Here is a 19383-nt window from a genome sequence, read left to right on the forward strand (position 1 = left end):
CGGCCCCTCAGCGCGCCTCGGCGACGGCGCGCGCCATCACCTCGCGCGGAACGGGCCGCCCGAGCCAGAGCTCGAGGGCGCGCGCGCCCTGCCCCACCAGCACTCCACAACCGTCTATAACTCTTAAGGAATACGACTTCGCCGCGCGCACGAACGGCGTGGGCGCGCGCCCGTAGACGAGGTCGAGCGCCACGGCCGAGGCGGGGAGCGCTCCCCACGCCACCGCGTCCACGGGCTCCTCGCCCGTGCCGACATGTTGCCCGGCGCTGGTCGCCTGAATGACGGCCTCGGTTCGCGCCTCGACGCCGGCATCGGCTACGAGGGGCGCGGCCAGGAGCTCGACTCGCCCCTCGAGGCGCCCCCCGAGGTCGCGAGTGAACGCCGCGGCCGCCTCGCGCTGCTCGAACCGGCGTGACCGCACGACGACGCGCCCCACCCCGAGCTCTGCGACCGCGCACACCGCGGCGAGCGCCGCCCCGCCGGCGCCAAGCACCACCACCGTCTGGCCCGACCAGCGCGCGCCGCGCTCCGGCGCGAGGCCTCGGAGCTCGTCGATGACCGCCGGCGCGTCGGTGTTGAACGCGCGCACGCCCCCGCCGCGCGCGCGGGTGAGCGTGTTCGCGGCGCCGACCACGCGCGCGAGCGGATCGGCCTCGTCGGCGAGGGCGAGCGCGCGCTCCTTGTGGGGCACGGTCACGTTGAGGCCGTCGTAGGCGCCAGCGCGAAGGGCGGCGACGTGGCCGTCGACCTCGGCGGCCGTGGCCCGAATCGCGACGTACGTGTGCGGCAGCCCGAGCGCCTCGAACGCGGCGTGGTGCATGCGAGGGCTGCGTGAGTGCGCGACCGGATCGCCGAGGAGGGCGAAGCGCGCGGCCCTCACGCGGGCGCCCTGCGCTTGGGAACCGAGGTGATCTCTGCCTCGAGCGTGCCGTCGGCGACGCGCACGCTCACGGACTCGCCCTCGCGCACCTCCTCCACGCTGCGCACGGCGGCGCCGCGCGCGGTGGTCACGATCGCGTAGCCGCGCGCAAGCACCTTCAGCGGGCTCAGCGCGTCGAGTCTCGACGCCAGGGCCGCGAGCTCGGTGCGGCGCGCGGAGAGCGCGCGCTCGGCGGCCGCCGAGAGGCGCGAGACCCCGGCAACCACGACGGCGCGCTCGGCGGCGAGCACGACGCGGGGGCTCCGCAGCGCGAGCCGGCGCGTGAGCGAGCGGAGCTCCTCCGCGGCGCGCTCGATGCGCCTCCGCGCCGCCGCCGCGGCCCGGACGCGGCGCTCGTCGAGGCGCTGCTGGGACACCGCGACGATGGTGCGCGGATCGCCGAGCCGACGCTGGGTCGAGGCGAGCGCGAGCCGGGCCTCGCCCACCCTGGAGCGCATCGCGCGGACGAGGGCGGCGCGGCGTTCCGCGAGGAGCCTCGCTTGCGCCTGGGCGTCCGGCACGACCAACTCTGCGGCCTGCGACGGCGTCGACGCGCGGGCGTCCGCGGCGAAGTCCGCGAGCGTCACGTCGACCTCGTGGCCGACGGCGCTCACGATCGGCACCCGGCACGTGGCCACCGCCCGCACCACGGCCTCGTCGTTGAACGCGGAGAGGTCGTCGGCGGAGCCTCCGCCGCGCCCCACGATGATGACGTCCACCTCGGGGACGCGCTGCAGCTCGCGCAGCGCGCGGCAGATGGCCGCCGGCGCGGCCGCCCCTTGGACCTGCGCGGGCGCGAGCAAGATGTGGGCGCCACCGCGGCGGAAGGCGACGCGGCAGATGTCGTGGATGACGGCGCCGGTCTTCGAGGTGACCACGCCGACGACGCGAGGCTCGCGAGGCAGCGCGCGCTTGCGGTCGTCGCGGAAGAGCCCCTCGGCGGCGAGCCTCTCCTTCAGCCTCTGCAGGGCCTCGAGGTGCGCGCCCTTGCCCGAGAGCCCCACGCGGTCGGCGATGAACTGGAGCCGTCCCCGCGGCGCGTAGTAGGTGGGCCGCCCGCGGAGCACCACCTTCGCGCCGTCGAGAACGAGCGCGCGCGCGCGGGGCGTGAGGTTCGTGCGGTACACGACCACGTCGAGGGTCGCGTCGCCCTCTTCGTCCTTCAGTGTAAAATACAAGTGTCCGCTCTGCGCGGGGCGCACGTTCACGGCCTCTCCCACGACCATGACCGGATCGGCGAACCGCTGCAGGAGGGCGCGCTCGACGAGCTTGCCGAGGGCGGAGACACTGAGCGGCTCGGGGGCCTCGCGATCCTTCGGGGCGGGCGCGCCCGGTGCCACGGCGGCCGGGGTTGGCGGCGGGGCGCCAGCTCCGGGGCTCGGGGCGAACGGGAACGGCGGAACGATCTCGCTCCCCGCTGCGAGAGGTACGCGGGCCTCGGGCCGAGCGAGCGGCTCGCGAGGCGCCTGCGCGGGGGGGCGCTCGGGCGCGGGGGGGCGCTCGGGCGCGGGGGCGCCGAAGTCGAACAGGCCTTGCGCCTCCTGCCTTCGTCCTTTGCTCACGGGGCCACCGGGGTCGCGCGACGCGCGACGCTCCGCATCCTACGCCGCCCGACGCCCGCGCGAAACCGCCGCCGCCCGGACGCGACGCGCGGCCGCGCTTCCGCGCGAAGGAGAACCCTGATATTCCCGCGCGATGGCGTCGGCGCAGAAGTTCCGTTCGTTCAAGAAGGTCCTCATCGCGAACCGCGGCGAGATCGCGGTGCGCGTGACGCGAACGCTCCACGAGATGGGCATCGGCGCGGTCGCGATCTACTCCGATCCCGACCGGCGAGCCCTGCACGTGCGCGTGGCCGACGAGGCGTACCCCATCGGGCCCGCGGCGGCGGCGGAGAGCTACCTTCGCATCGACAAGGTCCTCGACGTGGCGAAGCGCGCGGGCTGCGACGCCGTCCACCCGGGCTACGGATTCCTCAGCGAAAACCCAGAGTTCGCCGACGCTTGCGAGCGCGCGGGGATCACCTTCATCGGCCCGCCGGCGAGCGCCATGCGACAGCTCGGCTCGAAGCCAGCCGCTCGCGCGAAGATGAGCGCGGCCGGCGTGCCGGTCGTGCCCGGCGCGAACTGCAGCTCCGCCGAGGAGGCCGCCCAGGCCGCCTCGAAAATCGGCTTCCCCGTGCTGCTGAAGGCGGCGAACGGCGGCGGCGGGAAGGGCATGCGCCTCGTGCACTCCGCGGCCGAGATGAAGAGCGCGTGGGAGCGCGCGCGCTCCGAGGCCAAGAAGTTCTTCGGCGACGACGAGGTGTACCTCGAGAAGGCGATCCTGAAGCCTCGGCACGTGGAGATCCAGGTGCTCGGCGATCGCGACGGGAACCTCGTGCACGTGTTCGAGCGCGACTGCTCCATCCAGCGTCGAAACCAGAAGGTCGTGGAGGAGACCCCCTCGCCGGCAGCGTCACGCGCGCTCGTGGAGGAGATGGGCCGCATCGCCGTCCAAGGCGCGAAGGCGGTCGGTTACCACTCGGCCGGGACCTTCGAATTTCTCGTGGACGACCGAGGCGGCTTCTACTTCCTCGAGATGAACACGCGCCTCCAGGTCGAGCACCCCGTGACCGAGCTCGTCACCGGGCTCGACCTCGTGCGCGAAATGGTGCTCATCGCGCAGGGCGAGCCGCTCACCATGAAGCAGGAGGACCTCTCGGCCCGCGGCGCGGCGATCGAGTGCCGCATCTACGCCGAGGACCCGTCCGCGGGTTACCTGCCCTCGCCGGGCACGATCGAGCGGCTGTCCGTCCCGTCGGGGCCGGGCGTCCGCGACGACGGCGGCGCGTACGCCGGGTGCACCATCTCGAGCTTCTACGATCCGCTCATCTCCAAGCTCAGCGTGTGGGCGCCCACCCGCGAGCGCGCCGTCGCCCGCATGCGGCGCGCGCTTTCGGAGTACGTGGTGACCGGGATTCGCACGAACCTGGCGTTTCACCAGCGCCTGTTCGAGCACCCCGAGTTCGTCGCGGGCCGCTACGACACCGGCTTCCTGGATCGACACGCCGACCAGCTCGTGGGCTACCCTACGGTGCCGGACGGCAAGCGAGAGGCCGTGGCGGTCGCGGTGGCGCTCGCCGCCTCTCGCATCGAGCGCGCCACGGGGACCGTCGCTGCCCAGCGCGGCGAGACCGGCGCGCGCCTCGCGCCCTGGGTAGCCGCGCACCGCGCGCGGCTCCGCTAGAGTCGAGAGAGCGCGCGGTCGGCGAAGCCCGAGCGCCGAGGCGGGCCGTCCTCTCAGCGGACCGGAGTACATGCAAACTGCACATCGGACAGCGTCCACCCCGCGTGGGATTGGCAGGCAGACGCCGACGCGAACGTCTTGTGGTGCTCGCCGGACGCCAAGAGCACGCCAGCGCGACCGCGGGACTCTGCGGTCACCTTGCCGGACGGGCTCTCGCACTGGAGCTTCCACGTCATGTGGCACGAGATGCCGCGGTCACAGCCGTTCGCCATCGCGAGCTCGACGCCCGTGTCGCGCTCTGCCTGAGAGATCGCGAAGCATTCGTTGACCGTGGGTTCGGCCAGGGCGACGGCCGAGGAAGAGAGAACCAGCGACGCTCCGAGCAGCGCGAGCGGAGCCATGACGAGCGTTCTGCGCACGACGACCTCCCCGGCGAGGACCGCCAGGCCAACGAGTGGTGGGTGAACCTGAAAGTGAGCCCCGGAGGGCGAACGGTGGTCGATGGCGGCCCCGAGCCGAAGGCGAGGTGCCGCCATGAACCTGAAAGTGAGCCCCGGAGGGGCGAACGGTGGTCGATGGCGGCCCCGAGCCGAAGGCGAGGTGCCGCAACGGACGGCGGGGCTGCGCCTCCGCGGTTCCGGGGGGGTGAGACACGCGCGCGACGCGAAGGTTCCCGAGAAAGTGGAGCGGGCCGGCAGGCGCCGCTACGGGTCGACGAAGCGCGCGGTACCCACGAACTTCGCGGCGCCGAGGCCCTCGGCGAGGGCCGCCACGCCCATCGGCACGAGCTCACCGTTCGCGGGGACGAACGTGTAGCCCCACACGGTCCCGGAGGCCTGGTTCGCCACGTACGCGAAGCGACCCCCGCCCGCGAGCGTGAAGCTGCGCGGGGTGCGGCCCGAGGTAGAAACGTGCCCGTCGAGCGTCAGCCGCCCCGTCGGTTCCACGACGAAGCGGGCGATCGAGTCGTGGCCCCGATTCGACGAGTACACGTATCGACCGGCGGGGTGCGCGAAGATCGCCGCGCCGGTGTTCGCGCCCGCGAAGTCGACGGGCAGCGACGACCTGGTCTCGATCAGGGTGAGGCCGCCGGTCGCCGCATCGTAGCCAAACGAGGTCACGGAGCTCTGGAGCTCGTTCACCACGAACGCGAAGGGCGTGCTCGGCGCGAACGCCAGGTGACGCGGCCCCGCGCCCGCGGGGAGGCCCACCGGGGCAAGCGCCGCGAGCGCCCCCGATCCCTCGTCGAGCGTGTAGCGCGCGACCACGTTGGCGCCGAGGCACGGCACGAAGACCGTGCGCCGCGCGGCGTCCATCTGGGCGTAGTGGGCCTTCTCCCCCGCGAAGACGACGTCCGAGGGGGCCGCGAGCGTGCCGTCGGCGGCGACCGGCACCACGCTGAGTTGCCCGCTCGTGTAGTGGGCGACGAGCAGGTAGCGGCCGCTTGGGACCAGCGAGACATGCGTCGCGCCGGTGCCGCCCGAGGCGACGTCGTTCTTCTTCGTGAGCGTCCCGGTGCTGGGGTCTACCGAATACGCGTGCACGCGGTTGCGGGTGGAGTCGACGACGAACGCGAGCCGGCGCCCCTCGTCGAACGCCAGGTACGACGGATCGCCACCGACCGCCGTGACCCCCTTCGGAGCCAGCGCCCCGGTCGCGCTGTCTACCGCGTAGGTCCGGACGTTCCCGTCACCGCTGCCCACGAAGGCGACCTCGGCGCGACGAGGTGGCGACGCGTCCAGCGGCCCGTCGGGCGCGCCATCCCGGGCCGGAAGAGACGCGTCGGCCGGGGACGCGTCGAGCACGGCAGAGGCGTCGGCCACCACCTCGACCGGAGGCCCGCCGCCCTCGGCAGGGACGTCCGCCGTTCCACACGCGAGCACGAGCAGAGGGAGGCACACGTGAAGCAGCGCGCGTCTGAGCATGGCGCTAGCGTACGCCGAGTGGGGCTTCGCCACGCGAGACCCCATCGAACAGGAGGGCTCGTAGGATCCGCGCGACGAGGCCGGCCGCGCACAAAACAAGGACGCCGCCCCGAAGAGCGGCGTCGACGCGGCGTGGACGCCGAAAACCCCTGCGATTACGCGCGCTTCTCGACCTGAGTGAAGTCAAGCTCCACGGGCGTGGCGCGACCGAAGATGCTGACCTTCACCTTGAGCTTCTGCTTGTCGGGCTTCACTTCCTCGACCGTGCCCATGAAGTTGGCGAAGGCTCCGTCGATGACGCGGATCTCGTCGCCGGTCTCGAAGGAGACGCGGGGCTTCGGCTTCACCGTGCCCTCGACGATCGCCTTGCGGAGGTCGTCGATTTGCGGCGGCTTCACCTCTTGCGGGCGCTGGTTTCCGATGAAACCCGTGACCTTCGCGGTGTCCTTGACGAGGTGCCAGGCCTCTTCGCCCATGTCCATCTCGACGAAGATGTACCCCGGGAAGCTGTTCTTCTGCCGAACGCGCGGCTTGCCGCTGGCGCGGGCCTCCTGCACGGTCTCGGTGGGGATCAAGATCTCCCCAAACATGGCCTCTTTCCCGAACTCCTTGATGCGCTGCTGGAGCGACTCACGGACGCGGTTCTCGTAGCCCGAGTAGGTTTGGATGACGTACCACTTCTTAGTCATGACGGAACCCCGGGGCCCTAAAAGCCGTAGACCTTGTCGGTGATGAAGCGCCAAAACTGATCCATCAGCGCGAAGAACACCGTCGCGAAGAGGGTGGTCAGCACGACGATGAAGGTGGAGTTCTGGACTTCCTTCTTGCTTGGCCAGGTGACCTTCGACAGCTCCTCGGCGACCTCGGTCGCGTACTGGCGCGCGTCCTTACGGCGCCAGTAGTGGAGGGCTACGCCGACCCCCACGAGCGCCGCGGCGAGATACACGAGCTCGTCGCGCGGCTCACCGATTTGCTCGGGCTTCCACGCCGCGAGCTTGAGCCAGGCCGCGTGCCCGAGCTTCGAGAAGACGAAGGCGGCCATGACGGCCCCGGCGAGGTATGCGGCGTACACGAAGCGCTCGGCGCCGAGCACGTTGCCGGTCTGCGCGGCGAGCGCGGCCTCGATTTCGGCCTCTTCCACGGGATCGAGCACGTCGGCGCGCACCTTCACGGCCGGCTCGCCGGACTCGTCGCCCGGGGCATCCGCCTCGTCGGTCGAGGCTTCGCCCGCCGAGGACTCTTCCTCGGCCTCGTCGGCATTCTTCTCGAGCTCTTGGTCGGCCATGGTTCGTTGCGCTTCTGGTGAGACCGTCGGCTCACTCTCTTCTCTTGTTCTAGCAGGGGCTGAGGGGCTCGAACCCACGACCTGCGGATTTGGAATCCGCTGCTCTACCAGCTGAGCTAAACCCCTAGGGTCCTCGACGAGCGAGGAACTGTAACTCTTCTCCGACGGATGACCACCCCCAGCGGGGGGGATCGGCGGGGCCTGGCGCACCTCGACGGCGCGACAGGCCCGGCTACTTGGTCTCCTTGTGGACCGTGTGACGCTTGCAGCTCGGGCAGAATTTCTTCTTCTCGAGCTGCCCGACCTGGTCTGGCCGACGCGTGGTGCGGTAGTTGCGCCCCTCGCACTCGGTGCAGACCAGGGAGACCTCGATACGATCACCCATGGTCTGCTCCCTCGGTCATGAGCGCGTCAGCGCCCGCACGATTACTCCAGAATCTTGGTGACGATGCCGGCGCCGACCGTGCGCCCGCCCTCGCGGATCGCGAAGCGCATTTGCTCCTCGAGACCCACGGGGACGATGAGCGAGATCGTCATCGTGATGTTGTCGCCGGGCATGACCATCTTCGTGCCCTCGGGGAGCTCGCAGGTGCCGGTCACGTCGGTCGTCCGCATGTAGAACTGCGGGCGGTAGTTCGTGAAGAACGGCGTGTGGCGGCCGCCCTCTTCCTTCTTGAGGACGTACACCTCGCCCAGGAACTTCTTGTGCGGCGTGACCGAGCCCGGCTTCGCCAGGATCTGCCCGCGCTCCACGTCCGTGCGCTCGATGCCGCGGAGGAGCACGCCGATGTTCTCGCCCGCGCGGCCCTCGTCGAGCAGCTTGCGGAACATCTCCACGCCCGTCACCGTGGTCTTGCGCGTGTCGCGGAAGCCGATGATCTCGACGTCTTCGCCCGTCTTCACGATGCCGCGCTCCACGCGACCGGTCACCACCGTGCCGCGGCCCTTGATCGAGAACACGTCCTCGATCGCCATCAGGAACGGCTTGTCGATGTCGCGAACCGGCTCCGGCACGTCGGAGTCGAGCGCCGCGATGAGCTGCCCGATGGACTCCTCCCACTTCGCCTCGCCCTGGAGCGCCGGGAACGCCGCCACGCGCACGATCTTCGCGTTGTCGCCGTCGAACTTGTACTTCGACAGGAGCTCGCGCACTTCCATCTCGACCAGGTCGAGCATCTCTTCGTCTTCCACCGCGTCGCACTTGTTCAGCGCCACCACGATGTGCTGCAGACCCACCTGGCGCGCCAGGAGCACGTGCTCGCGCGTCTGCGGCATGACCGAGTCGAGCGCCGACACGACGAGGATCGCCCCGTCCATCTGCGCCGCGCCCGTGATCATGTTCTTGATGTAGTCCGCGTGCCCGGGGCAGTCGACGTGCGCGTAGTGGCGCGTCGCCGACTCGTACTCCACGTGCGACGCCGCGATCGTCACGGTCTTCGTCGCGTCGCGGACCGTGCCGCCCTTCGCGATGTCGGCATAAGAAATGACCTTCGCCAGGCCCTTCTTGCTCTGCACCTTCACGAGCGATGCGGTCAGCGTCGTCTTGCCGTGGTCGATGTGACCGATCGTGCCGACGTTCACGTGGGGCTTGCTGCGGTTGAATTTCTCTTTCGCCATGGAAAGCTCCTGAAAACTCGCGAAGGGGCGCGGATGAAAGGGGAAGCGGTTTGCCGAACCTCGGCTCGAACCGGGGAGTTCGCCGAGCCCACCACGGGGCTTGAACCCGTGACCTCTTCCTTACCAAGGAAGTGCTCTACCACTGAGCTAGGTGGGCAGTGTAGGAGACCGAAACGAAGCGAAACGAAGCGAAACGAAGAAGCTAGGACGAAGAGGGAGAGGCCGAGCGGGCGACCGGGTTCGAACCGGCGACAATCAGCTTGGAAGGCTGAAGCTCTACCAACTGAGCTACACCCGCGAGAGCGCGCCGGTGCGGACCGGCGAACGAAGCGAAGAGGACGGAGACGACGCTTTTGGAGAGAGCTTGGAGATATCGTGGAGGGTGATGGATTCGAACCATCGAAGGTAAAACCGGCAGATTTACAGTCTGCTCCCTTTGGCCACTCGGGTAACCCTCCGAAACTGCACGAACGAGATTTCAAGGAAGCGGGGAGCGCCGAGGCTCGACCGAGCTAGCGAGGGGAGTTGAACCCCTAACCGCCGGTTTACAAAACCGGTGCTCTGCCAATTGAGCTACGCCAGCGTTTGACGCGGCGTTGGTACCTCAGCTTCGGAGACGACGCAAGCCATCGGCGTGCGATCCCCCCCACCGGCGCTGCTGCGGCCTCGAGCGGGGCCCCGGGTGGGCTACCTGCCTTGTGGACGCACCTTCGCCGTGAAGGGATGCGCGACATACCGCGGGTCTCGGGTGGTGTCAAGCGTGGCGGGGTACGCTGACGCGGTCAGAAATCGGGCTACTTGCCCTTTGGGAGCTTCAACGGGGGCACCGGCTTCCCTTGGGCCCGAGCGAGCGCGCGCTCGCGCATCATCTCGAGGGTGCGCTCGACCTCGGCCTCCGTGTAGGGCAGCTTCGCGAGCTGGGCCTTCTCTTCGTCGAGCGAGCGCTGCATTTGCTCTTTGGCTTCGCGGGCGCGGGTGACCCACACCGACTCGTCGTCCGACTTCTTCGCGAAGTCGATCGTGCGGGTCATCATTTCCATGCCCTTCTCGACGAGCGCCCGGTAGCGCACGTGCATGATCGCGTAGAAGAGGTTGCGGTCGCTCTCCGACTTCGCGCGATCCGGCGGCACCGCCATGAGCTCGCGGTGCAGGGTGCGGTACATCTCGCCGACGCGAACGCCGCTCATCTTCGCCCATGTGGGATCGACGCTGCGGATGGCGTCGGCGTAGGCGCTCTGGGCGTCGAGAAGGCCCTGGCACCGCATTTCCATCTTCACGAGGAAGTCGTCGGTCACGGGCTGCAGGGCGATCTTCTCCGAGCGCACGCGCCGCACCTCGGCGAGCGCGAAGCGCAGCTGGGCGGCCGGCACGGGCAGCCGACCCGAGGCGCCATAGTGGAGCGACTCCATGAGCTCGAGCCCCTCGTTCACGTCGCGGAGCGCGGCCACGTCGTCGCCCGTCTGCACCTTACGCAGCGCCCGGGCGCCTAGGCCCAACATGCGGTCGACGTCGTGCTCGCCGGGGCGCGCGGACGCGAGGATCGTGTCGCCGAGCTCGCCGAGCGCCTTCCAGTCGTCGAGGTACGCGTCGAGCGACACCTCGCGCATGCGCGCGCCGCGAACGTGCGTGTCGGCGGGGAAGGCCGCGACGAGGCGGCGGTAGGTGGCGCGCGCGCGCTCGAGCTCGCCCAGTCCCTCGTAGGCGGCGCCGAGCGAGGCCATCCAGGCCGGCGCGTCCTTCGCGGTCGGCTCCGCGCCCACCAGCGCCTCGTACGCGTCCGCCGCCTCCCGCCAGCGCTGCGCCAGGAGGGCGCGCTCCCCCCGCTCGGCGAGCTCCCGCACCGAGCCCTCCACCTTGGGCGAGAAGATCTGGTGCTGCGCCGCCTCCTTCCGAGGGGGCCCGAGCTCCGGCGGGCGCGCGCCCGAGGGCGGCTCGGCGCAGCCGCTCGCGGCGACGAGGACGAGGGCGAGGCCGGCGTAGAACCCGAGCTCGCGCGCGGGGCGGGGCGAGGAACGGGCGCAGAGGCGGGGATCGAGGGTCAAGGGGGCTCCGATTCTTCGGGGGCTAGGGTGGCCGGTCCGGGCTCGGACGCCGCCCGCAGCGCCAGGTTCCCGGGCGGCACTTCTTTGGCGGCCTCGGGGGCGCCACTGCGCCGTGCGAGGAAGGGTGGCACGCCAGGTGGGGCCGCGCTATGGAGACCCTCGCGGGGGGCCGCCCGGCTCGACCCTCGCGTTTGACCGCCGAGAGGCGCCGGACTACCCTTTGACTAGCTGTTTTTGTCGTCACTTCGCGTGTAGCGTTCCCGCCTCGTCTGCCGAGGAGACATGTCTCGCTCTTCCCTCCCTGCCGCCATCGCCGCACCCGCCTGGCTCGCTCCGTCGAGTGAGCCCGTGGCTGCGTCGCCGATGAGTCCCACCGGCGCGCCCATCGACGCCGCGTCGTCCGGGGCGCTTCCGCCGGCCTCGATGGCTCCGGAGTCGACGGCCGCGACGGCCGACCCCGCAGACGGAATGCCCAAGCGCTTCGGCAAGTACACGCTGCTGCGCAAGCTCGCGCAGGGTGGCATGGCGGAGCTCTTCCTCGCCATCCAGCGCAGCGTCGCGGGCTTCGAGAAGCTCATCGTCATCAAGCGCATCTTGCCCGCCGTGAGCCAAGACACGGCGTTCATCGAGATGCTCCTGCACGAGGCGCGCGTCGCGGCGACGCTCTCCCATCCGAACGTGTGCCAGACGTTCGACGTAGGCCAGGTCGACGGCAGCTACTTCATCGCGATGGAGCACGTCCACGGCGAGGACCTGCGCTCGATCGTGCGGCAGATGAAGAAGCGCGACGTCAACGAGTTCCCCGTCGAGCACGCGCTCGCCATCATTTTGGGCATGTGCGCCGGGCTCGCCTACGCGCACGAGCACCACGACATGAACGGGCAGCCGCTCCACATCGTGCACCGCGACGTGTCGCCTCAGAACGTCGTCGTCACGTTCGGGGGCGACGTGAAGATCGTCGACTTCGGTATCGCGAAGAGCGACAAGCGCTTCGCCGAGCACACGAAGAGCGGGAAGCTGAAGGGCAAGGTCCCTTACATGTCGCCCGAGCAGGCCCGCGGCGAGGCGGTCGACGCCCGCACCGACATCTTCGCCACCGGGATCATGCTGTTCGAGCTGACGACCGGGAAGCGCCTCTTCAAGGGTGGCAGCGAGTTCGAGACGCTCAAGCTCATCTGCGACGAGGAGTACCCGCTGCCATCGCAGGTGCGCTCCGACTACCCGAAGGACCTCGAGGCGATCGTGATGCGCGCGCTCGCCAAGAACAAGGACGAGCGGTACCCGAGCGCGCGGGCCATGCAGCGCGACCTCGAGGAGTTCGTGCGGCGCCACCGCGTGGGCGTGAGCAGCCTCGCGCTCCACGGCTTCATGCAGAGCCTCTTCGAGGACAAGCTCGCGGCGCAAAAGGAGGCGCTCTCGCAGGGCAAGCAGCTCGCGGACATCATCGACTCGCAGCACGCGCACGCATCGATGAGGCCACCCGAGTCCACGATGGAGTTCGACGCGTTCACGAACGGCGCGCGCCTGGTCACGCCGAGCATGCCGGCGGCGGCGCACACGGTCACGGACGCCGTCGCCCACGGCCGCGGCGCGCGGGGCCCGTGGTTCGCCGTGGGCGTCGGGGCGGCCGTGCTGCTCGCGATCGGCGCGGGGGTGCTCGGTGGCCTGCGCGCGCGACACGCCGACGAGGCCCTCGCGAGCGCCGCGGTCCCCGCCCGGCCGCCGGCGCGAGGCACGCTCGTGGTGACGAGCGATCCGCCGGGGGCTTCCATCTGGCTGAACGGCGACCTGCGGACCGAGACCACTCCCGCCTCGCTCGAGCTGCCGCGCGGCGTAGAGCTCGACGTCAAGCTGTCGATGGCCGACCACGAGCAGTCGCGGCACAAGGTCACCCTCACCGACGGCCTGCCCACCCAAGAGGTGCGCGCGCAGCTGAGGCGCGGCTCCGTGGTGCTGAACGTGGTGCTCTCCCCCCCCGCGGCCGACGCCACGTTCACGATCGACGGCAAGCTGGCCGCCGGTCCGGAGGTCGCCGATCTCTCGTCCGGGGTGGAGCACACCGTCACGGTCTCCGCGCCCGGCTTCGTCGACAAGTCGGTCACGTTCACCGGTGGCCCGCTCGAGAAGAAGCGCCTCGACGTCGCCCTCGAGCGGAGCCCCACGGCCGTCGCCTCGCACGACCGCCGCCCAGCGCCGAGCGCGAGCGCGAGCGCGCACACCGCAGCCTCCGCCGCGACGCCGCCCCCTGCCGCGGCGGGTGGCGTGGGCAAGCTGAACGTGGGCGCGAGCGGCGGCTGGTGCAACGTCACGGTCGACGGCAAGCCCCGCGGCGCCACGCCCGCCGCCGGAATCGAGCTGCCCGCCGGAACCCACAAGATCACGTGCACCACCGCCGAGGGCAAGGCGCTCTCGGCGACGGTGCAGGTGCCCGCCGACGGTGTCGCGCGCTACAAGTTTTCCCTTTAAAATCAAGCACTTGTGCCGCCAACTGGTTCGGCTCGTCGGGTGACGGGCGGCGCGCCCGGTGTCCGCACGCCTCACTGGAAGTCCTTGGGCCCGGGCCCCCACCGCGTGGTACGATCCTCCGATGCGGTGGGTGCGGTGGGTGTCGTGCTCGGGGATCGCTACGGCGTGGCTCACGCTGGGCTCGATCGCGTTCGCAGCGCCACCCTCGAAGGAGCAGTGCATCAACGCCTACCAGGGCGCGCAGGTCGACATGAAGCAGAGCGCGCTCGGCGCAGCGCGCGAGAAGCTCGGCGTGTGCCTCAGCGACGGCTGCCCGCGCACGCTCCAGGCCGACTGCGCCGGATGGCTGAAGGAGGTCGACGCGCGACGCCCCTCCATCGTGCTGTCGTTCAAGGGCCGCGACGGCACCGACCAGACGCGGGTGCCCGCGACGATCGACGGCAGGCCTTCGGGCGCCCGCACCGACGGTCGCGCCTTCGACCTCGATCCGGGCGAGCACACGTTCGTGTTCCAACCTCCGGGGGAGCCCCCCGTCACGGTCAAGCAGATCGTACGCGAAGGCGAGAAGTCGCAACGCGTGGCCGCGATCTCGACGCTCGCGCGCACGTCCGCGCCGGCGACCCCGGCGCCGCGAGACCCGGGCCGAGAGGCACCGCACACGGCGACCAGCGTCGAGCGTCCGGTGCCATGGACCGTGTACGCGCTCGGCGGCCTGGGCCTCGTGGGCGCCGGCGCCTTCGTCGGCTTCGGGGTCTCGGGCGCGAGCGGCAAATCGGGCCTCGAGGCCTGCAAGCCGAGCTGCCTCGACAGCGACGTGTCGAGCGTGCGCACGCGCTTCATCGTCGCGGACGTCTCGCTCGCGGTGGGGGTGCTCGCGCTGGCCGGCGCGCTCACCCTCTACCTCACGCGCCCGGAGATCACGCGCCCGGGGCGCGCGGCGGTCACGCGCGACACGCGGCCCTCTTGGCTCGAAAGCGCGGTGCGCGGTGAGTTCTGAGGGCAGCGGTTCGTCCCGCTCGGCGCGCGGCGCCGTGCCCGCGGCGTACCCCCCACCGCGGCCCTCGCTCTCCGACGCGAGCGGCTCGATCCGCATCGGTCGCTACGAGCTCCACGGGGTGCTCGCCGCCGGCGGCATGGCCACGGTGCACTTCGCGCGTCTCGTCGGCGAGGCGGGGTTCTCGCGCACCGTCGCGGTGAAGCGCCTCCACCCGAACTTTGCGCAGGAGCAAGAGTTCGTCGCGATGCTGCTCGACGAGGCCCGCCTCGTCGCGCGCATTCGGCACCCGAACGTCGTGCCGATGCTCGACGTCGTGCGCGAGCCGAACGAGCTCTTCCTCGTCATGGAGTACGTCCACGGCGAGTCGATGAGCCGGCTCATCGGCGCGACCCGCCGCGCCGGTCAAGAGGTCCCGCTCGCCATCTGCTCGGCGATGGTGATCGACGCGCTGAACGGCCTGCACGCGGCGCACGAGGCCCGCAACGAGCGGGGTGAGCCGCTCGGCATCGTGCACCGCGACGTCTCGCCCCAGAACGTGATCGTGGGCGTCGACGGCGCGACCCGCGTGCTCGATTTCGGGGTCGCGAAGGCGAGTGGAAGACTGCAATCTACACAGAACGACGAGCTCAAAGGGAAGCTCGCGTACATGTCACCGCAGCAGATCATGGCGGAGGCGGTCGATCGGCGCGCCGACGTGTGGGCCGCGTCGGTTTGCCTGTGGGAGGCCCTCACCGGCATGCGCCTCTTCCGCGCGGAGGTGCAGGCGACCATCGCGCTGAAGGTGCTGAACGACCCGATCCCGCCCCCGAGCGCCTACCGGCCGGAGTGCACGCCCGCGCTCGACGCCGTCGTGCTCCGCGGGCTCTCCCGAGACCTCTCGCAGCGCTACGCGACGGCGCGCGACATGGCCGTCGCGCTGGAGCGCGCGCAGCAGCCCGCGACGCCGCGCATCGTGGGCGAGTGGGTCCAAGAGCTCGGGGGCGAGCCACTCCTGTCGCGCGCCTCGCGCATCGAAGAAATCGAGAGCAGCTCGGGTCTGCCGAGCACGTCGACGCTCCTCGCCACGTCGGCCGAGACGGCGGCGGCCGCCCAACCCCGCGCGCCCTACCCCTCCATTTCCCAGTCGCAGTTCGAGGTCCCTGCATCGGCGACCCAGGCCCGGTTGAGCCTCGCGCGCGACCAGGCGGAGCAGGCGCGCCAGGGGCGCGGGCGGGCGGGCCTCATCGCCCTGGCGGTGATGATCGCCGGCGGGCTCGTCGCCGGCGCGGTGTTCGTGACCCGCGCGCCCTCGACGACGCGCGGGCCCGCGGCTGGCGCGCCCGGTTCGGCCTTGCCCGCGATGACCGCGGCGCCCCCCAACACCGCCGCCGTCGCGGCCAACTCCACGCCCTCGGCGTCCGCGAGCGCGCCGACCGCGCCGACCGCGCCGACCGCGTCCACCACGCCCGCCGCGAAGGCGGCCCCCACGCCCGCGCGCGCCGCCCCACCCCGCCCGACCGCCAAGCCCACGGCGACCGCCACCCCCGCGCAGAATCGCTGCGATCCCCCCTTCACGATCGTCGACGGCATCAAGAAGCCGAAACCCGAGTGCCTCTGATGCGACTGGGGCGACGAGCGCTCGCGGCGGCTGGGGCGCTGGGCATCGCCGCCTCGTGCACTCTGCTGAACCCGCTCGACGGGTACTCGGGAGGGACGGTCGACGCGACCCCCGCGGGGCCCGAGGCCGCTCCCGACACGAGCGCGCCGCCTCCCCCGCCCGTCGAGGCCGCGGTCGATGCCCCACCGACCTGCGACCCGCTGCTCCCTCCGAGCCGGCCCCCGCCGGGCGATCCGACCTCGTCGGCGTTCCTCCTCGCGGGCGACACCCTCGAGTACGGGCGCGCGGGCGAAGGCTACGATCTCGACGGCCTCTGCACTTGCCCCGGCGCCACCGCCTGCACCCTCGCGGTGAACCCGTCGCCCGCGTGCGACGGCCCGCGCGGCGTCGACAACGTGCTCGGTCCGCTCCTCACGTCGACCCTCGCCCTCTTCCCAGGCCGCGGCGAGTACACCGGCACCGACTACATCAAGGCGGGCAGCCAGAACATCCTCGTGCAGCTGCAGGGCTACAACGGCACCGACAACGACGACGCGGTGCATGTCGGCGTCATCGCCTCGCCCGGCATTCTCGGGCGCACCGACGCGGGCCCGAGCCCCCTCCCGAAGCTCGACGGCACGGACACCTGGCAGGTCGAAGACGACTCCGTCGTGGGCACCTCGCAGACCTTCCCGTTCGAGACGCGCATAGACGACCGCGCGGCGTACGTGCGCGACGGCGTGCTCGTCGCGACGCTCGACATCGACCTCCGCGTCGGCCTGTTCCGAGCACGAGCGAAGGAGGCGAAGCTCGTCGGGAGGCTCGTGCGCGAGGGCCCGCTCCTGCGCCTCCGGGACGCCATCCTCTCGGGGCGCGTGCTGGCCGCCGATCTGCTCACCGGCCTCGAGGTGCTGCGCTCGCCGATCAGCCTCCAGCCGCTCTGCCGGCAGGAGCCGCTCTATCTGGAGGCGAAGCGACGTGTCTGCGCGGTGATGGATCTGCCCGGAACCCGCGCCGACGACGGCCGCGCGGTGCCGTGCCGCGCGATCTCGCTGGCGCTGCGGTTCTCCGCGGTCATGGCGCTGGCGGGCCCTGTCGTCTCCGCCGCGGAGCCGAGGCCCTGCGGGACGGACTGGTTCGACGATTGCCCCCAGTGACACGAACCGAAGACGAGGCGCGTCGCTCTAGTTACGTGTATACCGCATACGATGCACGGGCAGTCCGTCGGCGATCGCGCGGTGCTCCCGCGGGCTCCGCGCGTCGTAGGGGTTCTCCGCGAGCCAGGGCGAGCCGGCCACGTCGCCCGCCGGGCTGAAGGCGCCGTGCGCGGTGATCGCGGCCGCGTAGGCGACCGCGCGCTCTTCCACGTCGGTCTGCACGAAGAGCTCGCCCCCGGGCGCGAGGAGGCGGGCCACCTGATCGAGGAACACGTCGCCCATCACGAGGCGCTTCTCGTGGCGTTTTTTCCACCAGGGGTCGGGGAAGTGCATGAACACTCGGCGCACGCCGCCCGTCGGCGCGAGCCGTGGGAGGGCGAGCTTCGCGTCCTCCGCGAAGACCCGGCAGCGCGCCCCGAGGCCCTGCTTCGCGAGGCGCTGGTCGACGATCGTCGCCCACTTGCGGCGCACCTCGAGGCCGACGAGCCCCGCCGTCGGCGCGGCGATCGCGCGCTCGAAGAGAAACCCGCCGCGACCGGGACCGATCTCGAGCTCGAGCGGCTCCCCAGCCACGAGGCCCCGTAGAGGCACCGCTTCGCCCTCGGGGAGCCTCGGACATTCGGCGTAGGGGTTCATGCCTTCCTCCCTTCGGTCGGGCGGCATAGGCACGCCGCTCGCCGTCGGCTCGCTTGCGTGTTCATGGCGAGACCTCGCCTTCGGCTCGGGCTCTCCATCGACCTTCGTTCGCCCCTGCGGGGCTCACCTTCAGGTTCTTGCTTGGGGTCATGGCTTCTCATGCAGTATGCACGTTTCTCGCGCGCGCTGCGGAAGCCCGTCTACACGACTCGGGGCACGAATGTCATGCGGCGCGGCCCCCGCCGGCCGCGATGGCCACCGCGAGGCCTCCGAATCCTGCGCGGGCGGTGTGGCACGGCCTTCGCTAGTCTCGCGTCCGCATGCACCAGAACGCGAGCCCCCCCAAAATGGGTCGAAGTCGAGCCCGCGCCGAAGGCGAGGTCTCGCCTTGAACCGAAGCGCCCTCTCCTCCGCCGCGCAGGCGGCGCTCGCGTGGCTCGTGGTGAGCGGCTGCACGCCGCCCAGCACCCCATACCGCTACACCGGCCTGACGCCGGCGGCCAAGCCCCTCCCGTTCGACGGGCGGACGGCGCCCGACGGCTCGCTGCGGCTCTCCGGCACGCTCGCGGCCGGCGACGTCTACGAGAAGCCCTACGCCGAGCTGCACGACACGGCGCTCAAGGTGCCGGAGATCACGTCCGAGGGTAGCCTGACGGTGGCGCCGGTCCGCGGCTTCGAGCTCGGCGTCCGCGGGTCGTACGCGGCCTACCGCTGGGCGCAGAGCGCCACGACCGGCACCATGCCCGTCCCGAGCCGAGGCGGCACGTGGGGTTTTGGACCCGAGGCCCATGGCGAGGTCCGCTTCGGTCGCGCGCGCGCGTTCGGCCTCGGCTTCGGCCTGAACGCGCTGTGGAACAGCGTGCCCTACGCCCAGTGGAACCGCGTGGGCACCGACCAGGCGGCGTGCTCGGCCACGGTGCCGTGCGCCGTCGACCAGAACAACGTGAGGTATGCACTCTTCACCGAAGCCCGTGAGACGCACCTCACCTTCCAGGGGGCGCTGGTGCCGAGCTACATGTTCGGCAGCGCGGGCGAGTACGGCCACGTGTTCCTCTCGCTCGGCTTCACGACGGGCTTCCAGAACGACGGCTTCACGAACAAGGCCCAGAACGGCAGCACGATCGCGTCGAGCGGCCTCTTGTTCGTGCCGGCGGTAGGCTACGGCGCGCACCTGTTCGACCTCGTGAATGTGTCGGCGATGATTTACCGGCCCCTCACGGGCTTCGACTCGCCCGTGCAGTATGGGGCCGGCGGGCTACTCACGTTCGGCATCGACTTCGAGCTATGGGAAGGACGCGAGCGCAAGTGGCGCACGCGCACGCGCCAGGAGGAGACCGCCACGCCGTACGAGCACGGTGTGCCGCCGCCCGCGCCACGCGCGCCCGCTTCCCCCGCGACGCCGCCGACGCCGGCGGCCGCTCCGAGCTCACCGACGCCGGCGGCCGCTCCGAGCTCGCCGACGCCTTCGCCCGCGCCTCCGCCAGGCGGAGACGTCACGTTCTAGCTAGACCACGCCCACGTCCAGTGAATTATCCGGG

The 19383-nt window shown here is 71.2% G+C and carries 16 protein-coding genes and 5 tRNA genes; 6 read left to right on the forward strand and 15 right to left on the reverse strand.

Annotated elements, in window-relative coordinates:
• Window positions 1–7: 7 nt before the first annotated feature.
• A complete protein-coding gene (aroE, locus tag IPQ09_20335) occupies window positions 8–880 on the reverse strand; it encodes a shikimate dehydrogenase (protein MBL0196530.1) in 873 nt (290 codons plus the stop codon).
• Window positions 877–2481 carry an exodeoxyribonuclease VII large subunit gene (xseA, locus tag IPQ09_20340; protein ID MBL0196531.1) on the reverse strand — a complete coding sequence of 535 codons (1605 nt, stop codon included), beginning with the start codon at window positions 2479–2481 and terminating at the stop codon, window positions 877–879. The genes aroE and xseA overlap by 4 nt, the downstream gene beginning before the upstream one ends.
• A 133-nt stretch (window positions 2482–2614) precedes the next feature.
• Between xseA and IPQ09_20345 the strand changes: the two genes are divergently transcribed.
• On the forward strand, window positions 2615–4144 hold the full coding sequence (locus IPQ09_20345; GenBank protein MBL0196532.1) for an acetyl-CoA carboxylase biotin carboxylase subunit: 1530 nt from the start codon (window positions 2615–2617) through the stop codon (window positions 4142–4144).
• A 53-nt stretch (window positions 4145–4197) separates the two neighbouring features.
• On the opposite strand, the gene IPQ09_20350 is transcribed toward IPQ09_20345, so the two are convergent.
• The 12 genes from IPQ09_20350 to IPQ09_20405 all read right to left on the reverse strand — a co-directional run bounded on the left by IPQ09_20350 (window position 4198) and on the right by IPQ09_20405 (window position 11013).
• Window positions 4198–4563, reverse strand: coding sequence for a hypothetical protein (locus IPQ09_20350; protein ID MBL0196533.1), 366 nt, complete (start codon window positions 4561–4563; stop codon window positions 4198–4200).
• 285 nt (window positions 4564–4848) lie between these two features.
• Entirely contained in the window at window positions 4849–6069 is a 1221-nt protein-coding gene (locus IPQ09_20355; protein MBL0196534.1) for a lactonase family protein, read from the reverse strand.
• A 155-nt stretch (window positions 6070–6224) separates the two neighbouring features.
• On the reverse strand, window positions 6225–6758 hold the full coding sequence (gene nusG / locus IPQ09_20360) for a transcription termination/antitermination protein NusG (GenBank protein MBL0196535.1): 534 nt from the start codon (window positions 6756–6758) through the stop codon (window positions 6225–6227).
• A gap of 17 nt (window positions 6759–6775) precedes the next feature.
• A complete protein-coding gene (gene secE, locus IPQ09_20365) occupies window positions 6776–7354 on the reverse strand; it encodes a preprotein translocase subunit SecE (GenBank protein MBL0196536.1) in 579 nt (192 codons plus the stop codon).
• Between the two features lie 53 nt (window positions 7355–7407).
• Window positions 7408–7480: transfer RNA gene (locus tag IPQ09_20370), tRNA-Trp, on the reverse strand.
• A 106-nt stretch (window positions 7481–7586) separates the two neighbouring features.
• Window positions 7587–7739, reverse strand: a complete 153-nt coding sequence (gene rpmG, locus IPQ09_20375) for a 50S ribosomal protein L33 (protein ID MBL0196537.1) — start codon at window positions 7737–7739, stop codon at window positions 7587–7589.
• Between the two features lie 41 nt (window positions 7740–7780).
• Window positions 7781–8971 carry an elongation factor Tu gene (gene tuf, locus IPQ09_20380; protein MBL0196538.1) on the reverse strand — a complete coding sequence of 397 codons (1191 nt, stop codon included), beginning with the start codon at window positions 8969–8971 and terminating at the stop codon, window positions 7781–7783.
• 85 nt (window positions 8972–9056) lie between these two features.
• Window positions 9057–9128: transfer RNA gene (locus tag IPQ09_20385), tRNA-Thr, on the reverse strand.
• Between the two features lie 68 nt (window positions 9129–9196).
• Window positions 9197–9269: transfer RNA gene (locus tag IPQ09_20390), tRNA-Gly, on the reverse strand.
• 78 nt (window positions 9270–9347) lie between these two features.
• Window positions 9348–9429 (reverse strand) — tRNA-Tyr (locus IPQ09_20395).
• 52 nt (window positions 9430–9481) lie between these two features.
• Window positions 9482–9554: transfer RNA gene (locus tag IPQ09_20400), tRNA-Thr, on the reverse strand.
• A gap of 211 nt (window positions 9555–9765) precedes the next feature.
• Window positions 9766–11013 carry a hypothetical protein gene (locus IPQ09_20405; GenBank protein MBL0196539.1) on the reverse strand — a complete coding sequence of 416 codons (1248 nt, stop codon included), beginning with the start codon at window positions 11011–11013 and terminating at the stop codon, window positions 9766–9768.
• A gap of 282 nt (window positions 11014–11295) precedes the next feature.
• On the opposite strand from IPQ09_20405, the gene IPQ09_20410 reads away from it, so the two are divergent.
• The 4 genes from IPQ09_20410 to IPQ09_20425 all read left to right on the forward strand — a co-directional run bounded on the left by IPQ09_20410 (window position 11296) and on the right by IPQ09_20425 (window position 17209).
• Window positions 11296–13479 (forward strand): serine/threonine protein kinase, encoded by a 2184-nt coding sequence (locus IPQ09_20410; GenBank protein MBL0196540.1) that lies wholly within the window; start codon window positions 11296–11298, stop codon window positions 13477–13479.
• Window positions 13480–13600: 121 nt separating this feature from the next.
• A complete protein-coding gene (locus IPQ09_20415; GenBank protein MBL0196541.1) occupies window positions 13601–14476 on the forward strand; it encodes a hypothetical protein in 876 nt (291 codons plus the stop codon).
• A gap of 136 nt (window positions 14477–14612) precedes the next feature.
• Window positions 14613–16073: a serine/threonine protein kinase gene (locus tag IPQ09_20420; protein MBL0196542.1), complete on the forward strand. Its 1461-nt coding sequence runs from the start codon at window positions 14613–14615 to the stop codon at window positions 16071–16073.
• Window positions 16064–17209, forward strand: a complete 1146-nt coding sequence (locus tag IPQ09_20425; GenBank protein MBL0196543.1) for a hypothetical protein — start codon at window positions 16064–16066, stop codon at window positions 17207–17209. Before IPQ09_20420 ends, IPQ09_20425 begins: the two co-directional genes overlap by 10 nt.
• Before the next feature lie 27 nt (window positions 17210–17236).
• Here IPQ09_20425 and IPQ09_20430 read toward each other — a convergent pair whose 3' ends face one another.
• Window positions 17237–17845, reverse strand: coding sequence for a tRNA (guanine-N7)-methyltransferase (locus IPQ09_20430; protein MBL0196544.1), 609 nt, complete (start codon window positions 17843–17845; stop codon window positions 17237–17239).
• 388 nt (window positions 17846–18233) lie between these two features.
• Between IPQ09_20430 and IPQ09_20435 the strand changes: the two genes are divergently transcribed.
• The gene (locus IPQ09_20435) at window positions 18234–19349 is read left to right on the forward strand and encodes a hypothetical protein (GenBank protein ID MBL0196545.1); all 1116 of its coding nucleotides are present in this window, start codon (window positions 18234–18236) and stop codon (window positions 19347–19349) included.
• Window positions 19350–19383 lie beyond the last annotated feature (34 nt).

The organism is Myxococcales bacterium, assembly GCA_016720545.1.
In the GTDB taxonomy this organism is placed as follows: Bacteria; Myxococcota_A; Polyangia; order Polyangiales; family Polyangiaceae; genus JAAFHV01.